The sequence below is a fragment of the Arsenophonus sp. ENCA genome (genome assembly GCF_002287155.1).
Classification (GTDB): Bacteria; Pseudomonadota; Gammaproteobacteria; order Enterobacterales; family Enterobacteriaceae; genus Arsenophonus; species Arsenophonus nilaparvatae.
On record NZ_NHNG01000214.1, the window covers coordinates 1 to 808 of the forward strand.

Below are 808 nucleotides of genomic sequence, written 5' to 3' on the forward strand. Positions count from 1 at the left end.
GTCCATTTTGCTAAACCGACAAAAAATGCGTGGCGGACTGCAAAATATCTGGGACGCTATTTGAAAAAGCCACCGGTATCAGGTTGCCGTTTGGCCCACTATGACGGCGGATCCCGTATAACTCTACGTTTTCTTAACCATCGCACACATCATCATGAAAATTTAGAATTACCACAACGTGAGTTAATTTTACGACTGATTAAACATATCCCGGAGAAACACTTTCGGATGGTGCGGTACTTTGGTTTTCTCGCAAACCGAGTGGTGGGAACATTATTGCTGAAGGTAAAAAAGGCACTGGCTCAGGAAGAGAAAAAACCTGTAAAAGTAGTGACATTTTCCAGCCTCAGCCAAGCACTGCTCAATACGGACCCTTTTAAATGTATTCTGTGTGGCGGGAAAATGGTCTATCAGCGGGTCTTGTATGGGCTGGTAACAAAGGATCTGGTTGCTAACGCAGAGGAAATAGCGCGAATGCGTTACGTGATGTAATGCAGGGAAGATCTGCCTGAATTCAGCAAATTCGTTCAAAAATCAGTCGATTAGCCAACAAATAATGATCTCGCTCCCTCTTGTGCTGAAAAAAACAGCAAATCTTACCGACTGTGATCCCTATTTCATACGGCCTCAGGATCTTTGAAATTCCTAGGCGTAAATTCCTAGGCGTAAATTCCTAGGCGTTAAAACAGAATAGAGTGGATGCCTTCGTTTTAGCGTGTTATGGAGAGCTAAAAAAGCCTTCAGCATGGATAGCTCCATTGCCAGAAATTCGAGCATTGAAATCATTGATCAACCGTCGAGAGGCACT

The 808-nt window shown here is 43.7% G+C and carries 1 protein-coding gene; it reads left to right on the forward strand.

What is annotated here, in order from left to right; all coding sequences use genetic code 11:
• Positions 1-492: transposase (locus tag CBG25_RS05600; protein ID WP_290605179.1), on the forward strand; the 492-nt coding region annotated here is incomplete at its 5' end.
• Between the last annotated feature and the right edge of the window lie 316 nt (positions 493-808).